This window comes from Leptospira ilyithenensis (assembly GCF_004771005.1).
In the GTDB taxonomy this organism is placed as follows: Bacteria; Spirochaetota; Leptospiria; order Leptospirales; family Leptospiraceae; genus Leptospira_A; species Leptospira_A ilyithenensis.
Genome location: NZ_RQHV01000047.1, coordinates 1 through 424, shown reverse-complemented (window position 1 = coordinate 424; position 424 = coordinate 1). Strand labels below are relative to the sequence as shown.

The following is a 424-nucleotide window of genomic DNA, read 5'->3' as shown; positions in this document are numbered from 1 at the left end:
GGATCTACTCCGCCGGTTCGGGGACAGGTGGTTGATGTTCCGGCGAGGAGAAGAGAGGATGGGGATGATGATGCGGGATTGCCTGTACCGGAGGATGGTATTATTAAGACGGGGGATGTTTCGGAACCTCTGAAAGCGGCAGGGGGATTTAATTTTGCGGAACAGATGGCACTATTTTTTGGTGGAGTGACAACGACTGACACTACTTTACCAATAATGAGTAATTCAGATTTGGCTAAAAAAGCAGTTTTAGATGCGTGGTATGGAAATGGTCCAAAGGGCTCTGGAGATGCGGCATTGGAAGCAGTGCGTTTAAGTGGAAAACTTACAGATAGCGAATTTAATGAGCTAAAACAACATTATGAAGCTGAGAAAAATGTAAGCTCAACTGAATATAAGAAAAGGAGAACTGAATACCAATCCC

General features: G+C 44.6%; 1 protein-coding gene. It reads left to right on the top strand.

The window, feature by feature from the left end:
• Window positions 1-27 precede the first annotated feature (27 nt).
• On the top strand, window positions 28-424 hold a 397-nt coding region (locus EHS11_RS10345), incomplete at its 3' end, for a hypothetical protein (RefSeq protein ID WP_135764340.1).